The following is a 6,912-nucleotide window of genomic DNA, read 5'->3' on the forward strand; positions in this document are numbered from 1 at the left end:
CCCTGCGGGGAGGCACGGCCGCCGACGGCCTTTCGGGGCAGGGGCTCTCACCACGAAGCGCCGAGGGCCGTAGGAGTCGGGGGACTCCTACGGCCCTCGGCGCACCGCCGGACGGGGGCTCTCGCCCGGTCAGGCGGTGCGGTCCAGATCGCCGCGCAGCACCGGGTGGGTGAAGGGGCTGCCGTTCGCGTAGCGGGCCAGCTCGTCCGCCGCCGCGGCCGCCATCCGCCGCAGCTCGCCGCCGAGCGAACCGGCGACGTGCGGGGTGAGCAGGACGTTGGGCAGGTCGTAGAGCGGCGAGTCTTCGGGCAGCACCTCCGGGACGGTGACGTCCAGGATGGCGTTGAGGCGGCCCGAGACCAGCTCCTCGACCAGGGCGTCCTGGTCGATCAGCGACCCGCGCGAGGTGTTCACCAGCGTCGCCCCGTCGCGCATCAGGGCGAGCCTGCGGCGGTCGATCATGTGCCGGGTGCCGGGCAGTTCGGGCGCGTGCACGCTCACCACGTCGCTGCGCTCGCACAGTTCGTCGAGCGTCACCGCGCGGGCGCCCAGCGCGGCCGCCTCGGCCTCGTCCACGTACGGGTCGTGGAGCAGCAGGTCCAGGTCGAAGGGGCGGAGCAGTTCGAGGACGCGCCGCCCGATCCGGGACGCGCCGACGATGCCCGTGGTGCGCCGGTAGTTGCCGGCCTCGGGGTAGGCGGCCTGCCAGTCGTGCGGGGCCCGCCGCTCGCGGTAGTCGGCGCTGAGCCGCAGCACCTGCTTGTTGGCGAACAGCACGTTGGCGACGGTGTACTCGGCGACGGGCAGGGCGTTGGCCCAGGCGGCCGAGGAGACCTGGATGCCGCGCTCCCAACAGGCCTCGGTGACATGGTGCTTGACCGATCCGGCGGCGTGGACGACGGCGCGCAGCCGGGGCGCGGCGGCGAGGACGGCCTCGTCGAGCGGCGGGCAGCCCCAGCTGCTGACGATCACCTCGGTCTCGGCGAGCACGGCGGCCGCCTCCGGGGTGGTGAAGTCGTCGACGACGAACACGGGATCGAGTTCGGCGAGGGTGGTGAGCCGGTCCATGGTCTCGTCGTCGACCAGCCGGCCGACGAGGTCCGGGGTCATGGCCAGCAGGGCGCGCGGGCGCCGGCGCGGCGAGGCGGGTGAACTCCCGTTCACGGCAGTCGGGTTCGGCGGGTTGGACACGTGGTTCTCCGGCGCGGTCGTGGAGCTTGCTGTCTGGTGGGTCACTTGACGCTTCCCGCGGTCAGGCCGGCCTTCCAGTGGCGCTGGAGGGCGACGAAGGCGACGACCAGCGGCACGACGGCCAGCAGCGAGCCGGTGACGACCAGCGGGTAGAACTCGGGGAACGCGTGGGTCTGGGTGTTCCACGAGTAGAGGCCGAGGCTGACCGGGAAGAGCCGGTTGTCGGAGAGCATCACCAGCGGCAGGAAGAAGTTGTTCCAGATCGCGGTGAACTGGAACAGGAACACGGTGACGAAGCCGGGCATGACCATCCTGAGCCCGATCGACCAGAAGGCGCGCAACTCGCTCGCGCCGTCCGTGCGGGCGGCCTCCAGCACCTCGCCGGGGATGTAGCCGGCGCAGAACACGCGGGAGAGGTAGACGCCGAAGGGGTTCACCAGGGAGGGCAGGAAGACCGCCCAGAAGGTGTTGGCGAGGCCGAGTTCGGAGGCGAGCAGGTACATCGGCAGGGCCAGGGCCGTGGTCGGCACCAGCACGCCGAGCAGGACCAGCCCGAACAACTGCTCCTTGCCGCGGAAGCCGTACACGTGGAAGGCGTAGCCGGCACAGACGCAGATGAGGGCGCAGAGCAGGGCCCCGATGCCCGCGTAGAGCAGCGAGTTGAGGTACCAGCGGAAGTAGATGCCGTCGCCGGTGGTGGCGAGGGCGTGCAGGTTGGCGCCGAGGTTCCAGTTGGACGGCGTGAGGCTGTGACCGCCGAGGAGGTCTCCGGTGTTCTTGGCGGCGGCGGTGAGCAGCCAGCCGAGCGGCAGCAGCGTGTAGGCGGCCGCGAGCACGAGGGCGCCGTTGACGGCGGCCTTGGACAGCGTCCAGGGCGTGCGCGGCGCGCTGTCCCGGCCGGCCCTGGGGGCGCGCGGGCGCCCGCGGGTGTCGCGTTCGGGGGCGAGGGTGGTCATGCCGAGGCCTCCGTCCGGCGGGCGGGGCGGGTGCGGGTCGCCCAGGTGACGAGGAAGGACAGGACGGCCGCGGTGATGGCGAGCAGCACCGAGGAGGCGGCGGCGAGGCCGTAGTCGCCGCGGTCGAAGGCGGCAGTGTAGGCGTACATGTTGGGGGTCCAGGTGCTGACGACGCCGGGTGAGGCACCGTGCAGGATCATCGGTTCGGTGAACAGCTGGAGGGAGCCGATCACGGTGAACAGGCCGACCATCACGACCGAGGCGCGGATCAGCGGGATCTTGATGCTGAGGACGGTGCGCAGCGGGCCGGCGCCGTCCACGACGGCGGCCTCCAGCACCTCGCGCGGGACGGCCTGGAGCGCGGCGTAGAAGATGACGGTGTTGTAGCCGACCCACTCCCAGAGCGCGATGTTGACCACGGCGGGCAGCGGGTTGCCGAGCAGGTCGGGGCTGGTGCCCGCGGAGTTCAGCGCCTCGATGACGGGGCTGATGCCGGGGGTGTACAGGTACATCCAGATCAGGGCGGCGATGATGCCGGGCACCGCGTGCGGCAGGAACAGCGCGAGCTGGAAGAAACGGCGGGCACGGGCCAGCGTGGAGTCCAGCAGCAGCGCGAAGCCCAGGGAGAGACCGACCATCAGCGGGATGTACAGCAGGCAGTACAGGGCCGTGGTCTGGAAGCCGTCCCGGTAGGCCTGGTCACCGAGGGCGCGGGTGTAGTTGCCGAGGCCGGTGAAGACCGTCTCGACGCCGCCGAAGCCGAGGCCGGAGCGGTGCTCGGTGTAGAGGCTGAGGTAGACGGCGTACCCGATCGGGACGAGCGTGCAGGCGGTGAAGAGGATCAGGAACGGCGCGAGGAGCAGGGCGGGCGCGCCGTACCGTCCGTACCGGCGCCGCCTGCTGGTGGAGCGGGCGGGCGCGGTACGGACGGCGCGGTCGGTTGGAGCGGTGGTCACTGGGCGACCTTGATTCCGCGGTTCTTCAGCTCGGCGACGGTGGCCTGCTGGGCGGCGTCCACGGCGGACTGGATGGTGCCGCCCTGGGTGAGCTTGCCGAAGGCGTCCTTGAGGGAGGTGTTGGTGGCGCCCATGGCCGGACCCCACTGCCAGCCGGGCTTGATGGACTTGGCGGCGTCGGCGTAGATCGCGTAGACGTCCTGGCCGCCGTAGAAGTCCGTCTTGAAGGCGCCCTGGGCGACGGGCACCAGGGCCGGCGCGGCCGGGTAGGCCGAGGAGGTGCCGGAGGCGATGCGGGCGCTGAAGCCCTCGGGCGTGGTGGTGGCCCAGGTGGCGAACTCCACCGCGGCCTTGGCCTTCTTGCTGTTCTTGGAGACCGCGAAGGTGGTGCCGCCGACCATGCCGCTGGCGGGGTTGCCGTCCCAGGTGGGGACGGGGGCGACGGCCCACTTGCCGGAGGCGTCGGGGACGGTGCCCTTGAGCACGCCGCCGCCCCAGGAGGCACCGAGGTAGCCGGCCGTCTCGCCCTTCTGCAGGGAGGCCGTCCACTGCTGGCTGAAGGACGGCATGACCCGGACGAGGTCGTCGTTGATCAGCTGCTGCCAGTAGTCGCCGGCCTTCTTGGTCTCCGGGCCGGTGGCGTCGACCTTCCACGCGTCGCCCGAGCTCTTGAACCAGTGGGCGTCGGCCTGCCAGGCCATGGCCTCGAAGGTGGTCGGGTCGTCGGGGAAGAAGGTGGCGATCCGGGCGTCCGGCTGGGCCTCCTTCAGCTTCTGGGCGGCGGTGCGGAACTCGTCCCAGGTCTTCGGCGCGGTGATGCCGGCCTTGTCGAAGAGGTCCTTGCGGTAGTAGAAGGCCTGCGGCGAGGCGTCCAGCGGCAGGGCCCAGGTGCTGCCGCCGAGGGTGGTCAGGTCCAGGGCCTGGTTCAGGTACTTGGACTTGACGTCGTCCGTGACGAGCTTGCCGATGTCCTGCACGGCGCCCTGGCTGACGAAGTCCGGCAGCTGCGAGTACTCGACGTTGAACACGTCGGGCGCGTTGCCCGCCTTGACCGCGTTGGAGATCTTCGCGTAGCCGCCGGCGACACCGGCGGGGATCTCCTCGTAGGTCACCTGGATGCCCGGGTGGGAGGCGTTGAAGGCGGCCACGACCTCCTTGGTGCCCTTGGCCCAGCCCCAGAAGGTGAGGGCGACGGGCTTGCCGTCGTCGGAGCCACCGCTCGACGAATCGCTGCCGCAGGCCGCGAGGGACGTCACGCAGAGGGCGGACGCGACGAGGGCGGCGGCCAGACGGGGGGCTCTGCGGACGCGGGTGGGGGTGGTGGGCATGGCTCGTCTCCCGTTGGAGGGGGTGTGCGGGGTGTGGCCATCCTGGGACCGCACTTCGATCGAAGTCAAGGGTTCTGGATCAAATGATCCGTTTCGATCTGGCAGACCCCGGCGATGTTCGGGCTTCTTTACGGTAAAGCGCCCTTTCCGTGATATTTACCCCCGTCCACTCGGATCATTTGATCAATATCATGGGCGATCGATCTGGGTTGTTCCCGGATACGATCCCCCCGTCCCGACCGAGGAGCCCCCGGCATGCCCCCGATCGAGCTACCGCCCGAAAACCGCTCGCTCAGCCCTGCCACCGGCTGGACCAGGGCCCACTGGGAGGCCGCCGCGGACGGCCTGCTGGCCGCCGTCCGCCGCCACGCGGGCCCCGAGCACGCGCTGATCGGGCTGCCGGGCGACCGCCCCAGCTGGTCGGGCCCCCGCTCGGACGGGCTGGAAGGGTACGCCCGGACCTTCCTGCTGGCCGCCTTTCGCATCGCGGGCGCCGGCGGCGACGACCCCCACGGCCTGCTCCCGGCCTACGCCGAGGGGCTCGCCGCAGGCACCCGCCGCCCGACCATCGAACGTGCCCTCACCGACGCCGACCCCGTCTCCTGGCCGGTGATCACCGACCGGGGCCAGGCCATGGTCGAGGCCGCCTCGATCGCCCTGGCCCTGCGGATCACCCGCCCCTGGCTCTGGGACCGTCTGGACGAGGACGTGCGCGAACGGGCCGGCGCCTGGCTGGCCCGCGCCCTCCGCCAAGCGCCGGTGGACAACAACTGGTGGCTCTTCCCCCTCACCGTCGGCGGCTTCCTCGCCGAGGCGGGCATCGACCGCGTGGCCGCGGAGCGGGCCGTGGAACGCGGCCTGGCGAAGATCGAGTCCTGGTACCTGGGCGACGGCTGGTACACCGACGGACGCCCACGCGCCTTCGACCACTACAACGGCTGGGCCTTCCACCTCTACCCCGTCCTCCACGCCCACCTGGGCGGCGACCGGCACCTGCTCGACGTGTACGGCGCCCGGCTCGCCGCCCACCTCGACGCCTCCGCGCGCACCTTCGGTGCCGACGGCGCCCCCGTCCACCAGGGCCGCTCGCTCACCTACCGCTTCGCCGCCGCGGCCCCGCTGTGGGCCGGAGCGCTCTGCGGGAGCACCCCGCTGTCCCCGGGCACCACCCGCCGCCTCGCCTCCGGCGCCCTGCGGTACTTCCTCGACCGCGGCGCACTCGACGCCGAGGGCCTGCTCACCTCCGGCTGGCACGGGCCGTACCCGCCGATGGTCCAGCCGTACTCCGGCCCCGCCTCCCCGTACTGGGCGAGCAAGGGCTTCCTCGGGCTGCTGCTGCCACCGGACCACCCGGTGTGGACGGCCGTCGAGCAGCCCGGGCCCGCGGAACTCGGCGACGCCGTCCGGCCGCTCCCCCGGCCCGGCTGGCTGATCCAGTCCACCGCCTCCGACGGCCTCGTCCGGCTGCACAACCACGGCAGCGACGACCAGCCTGCGCACGAGGTGCTGCCCGACGACCCGCTCTACGCACGCCTCGCCCACTCCACCGCGACCGGACCGGTGCTGGACGGACCACCGGACAACCACCTCGGCCTGGTGGTCGGCGGCACGCTCACCGAGCGCGGCCGGATCCGGCCGCTCGGCACCGGCGACGGCTGGGCCGCCTCCGAGCACCGGCCCAGGGCGGGCGGCGCGGTGCTCCCCGGGATCGTCGTGACCTCGCTCGTCCTCGCGGCCGGGGCCGAGGAGGTGCACGCCCACCTGGTCGCCGGGGCCGAACCGGGCACCGAGGTCCGGCACAGCGGCTGGGCCGTGGCGGGCGACTCCGTCGAGACCGCCGTGGACGGGCCGGACGTCACCGCCACCGCCACCGCCACCGCCACCGCCACCGGGACGGACGGCCTGCGGCTCGTCTCGCTGCTGCGCTGCGCGGACGGCTTCACCACGGCCGGCACCGACCCGCTGCCCTCGGGCACCGCCTTCGGCGCCATCGGCGCGGTGCCCCGCGTCGCCGGGCGGGTCGCCGACGCGGCCGCGTTGTTCGTCAGCACCGCACGGCTCGACCAGGGCCCGGTTCGGCCGCCCCGTGCGGCCGTCGAGGTCCGCACCGAGCGGGCCCCGGAAGGCCACCTGCTCCACGTCCGCTGGCCGGACGGCGGGCGGCACACCGCCCTGCTCGCCACCGGCTCCGTCGCCGTCCGCCGGGAGGACTGACCACCATGCGACTCGCCCTCTCCACCCTGGGCCTGCCCGGCCGCCCGCTCACCGAGGTCCTCCGCCTGGCGGCCGCGCACCACTGGCAGGGGCTCGAACTGCGGTGCGCGCCCGGCGAACCGGTGCACCCTGCCATGACGGCCGAGGAACTGCGAAGCGCCCGGCGGGAGTTCACCGCCCACGGGATCACCCCGCTCTCCGTCGCCTCCTACCTCGGCGTCGCCGCACCGGGCGACGACGACCGGCTGGTCGCCGCCCTGACCGGCC

5 protein-coding genes and 1 pseudogene are annotated in these 6,912 nt (G+C 72.9%); 2 read left to right on the top strand and 4 right to left on the bottom strand.

Features of this window, described 5'->3' with window-relative positions; genetic code table 11:
• Positions 1–129 precede the first annotated feature (129 nt).
• The 4 genes from KS423_RS33875 to KS423_RS33890 all read right to left on the bottom strand — a co-directional run bounded on the left by KS423_RS33875 (position 130) and on the right by KS423_RS33890 (position 4,431).
• Positions 130–1,110, bottom strand: a complete 981-nt coding sequence (locus tag KS423_RS33875; protein ID WP_224283587.1) for a hydroxyacid dehydrogenase — start codon at positions 1,108–1,110, stop codon at positions 130–132.
• A 122-nt stretch (positions 1,111–1,232) separates the two neighbouring features.
• Positions 1,233–2,147 carry a carbohydrate ABC transporter permease gene (locus KS423_RS33880; RefSeq protein WP_224283584.1) on the bottom strand — a complete coding sequence of 305 codons (915 nt, stop codon included), beginning with the start codon at positions 2,145–2,147 and terminating at the stop codon, positions 1,233–1,235.
• Complete coding sequence (locus KS423_RS33885; protein ID WP_374120076.1) at positions 2,144–3,103, bottom strand: carbohydrate ABC transporter permease; 960 nt, start codon at positions 3,101–3,103, stop codon at positions 2,144–2,146. The genes KS423_RS33880 and KS423_RS33885 overlap by 4 nt, the downstream gene beginning before the upstream one ends.
• Positions 3,100–4,431: a sugar ABC transporter substrate-binding protein gene (locus KS423_RS33890; protein WP_224283585.1), complete on the bottom strand. Its 1,332-nt coding sequence runs from the start codon at positions 4,429–4,431 to the stop codon at positions 3,100–3,102. The genes KS423_RS33885 and KS423_RS33890 overlap by 4 nt, the downstream gene beginning before the upstream one ends.
• A 255-nt stretch (positions 4,432–4,686) precedes the next feature.
• Between KS423_RS33890 and KS423_RS33895 the strand changes: the two genes are divergently transcribed.
• Together KS423_RS33895 and KS423_RS33900 are read left to right on the top strand one after the other, a co-directional pair.
• Positions 4,687–6,645, top strand: coding sequence for a DUF2264 domain-containing protein (locus KS423_RS33895; RefSeq protein ID WP_224283586.1), 1,959 nt, complete (start codon positions 4,687–4,689; stop codon positions 6,643–6,645).
• 5 nt (positions 6,646–6,650) lie between these two features.
• A pseudogene (locus KS423_RS33900) lies at positions 6,651–6,912 on the top strand (sugar phosphate isomerase/epimerase); the annotation flags it as partial.

The sequence above is a fragment of the Streptomyces sp. LS1784 genome (assembly GCF_020103755.1).
Lineage (GTDB): Bacteria > Actinomycetota > Actinomycetes > Streptomycetales > Streptomycetaceae > Kitasatospora.

What these genes read in the sequence shown, in the direction of transcription:
- KS423_RS33880 (WP_224283584.1), bottom strand. Translation starts at nt 2,147, where the DNA reads ATGACCACCCTCGCCCCCGAACGCGACACCCGCGGGCGCCCGCGCGCC.
- KS423_RS33890 (WP_224283585.1), bottom strand. Translation starts at nt 4,431, where the DNA reads ATGCCCACCACCCCCACCCGCGTCCGCAGAGCCCCCCGTCTGGCCGCC.
- KS423_RS33895 (WP_224283586.1), top strand. Translation starts at nt 4,687, where the DNA reads ATGCCCCCGATCGAGCTACCGCCCGAAAACCGCTCGCTCAGCCCTGCC.
- KS423_RS33875 (WP_224283587.1), bottom strand. Translation starts at nt 1,110, where the DNA reads ATGACCCCGGACCTCGTCGGCCGGCTGGTCGACGACGAGACCATGGAC.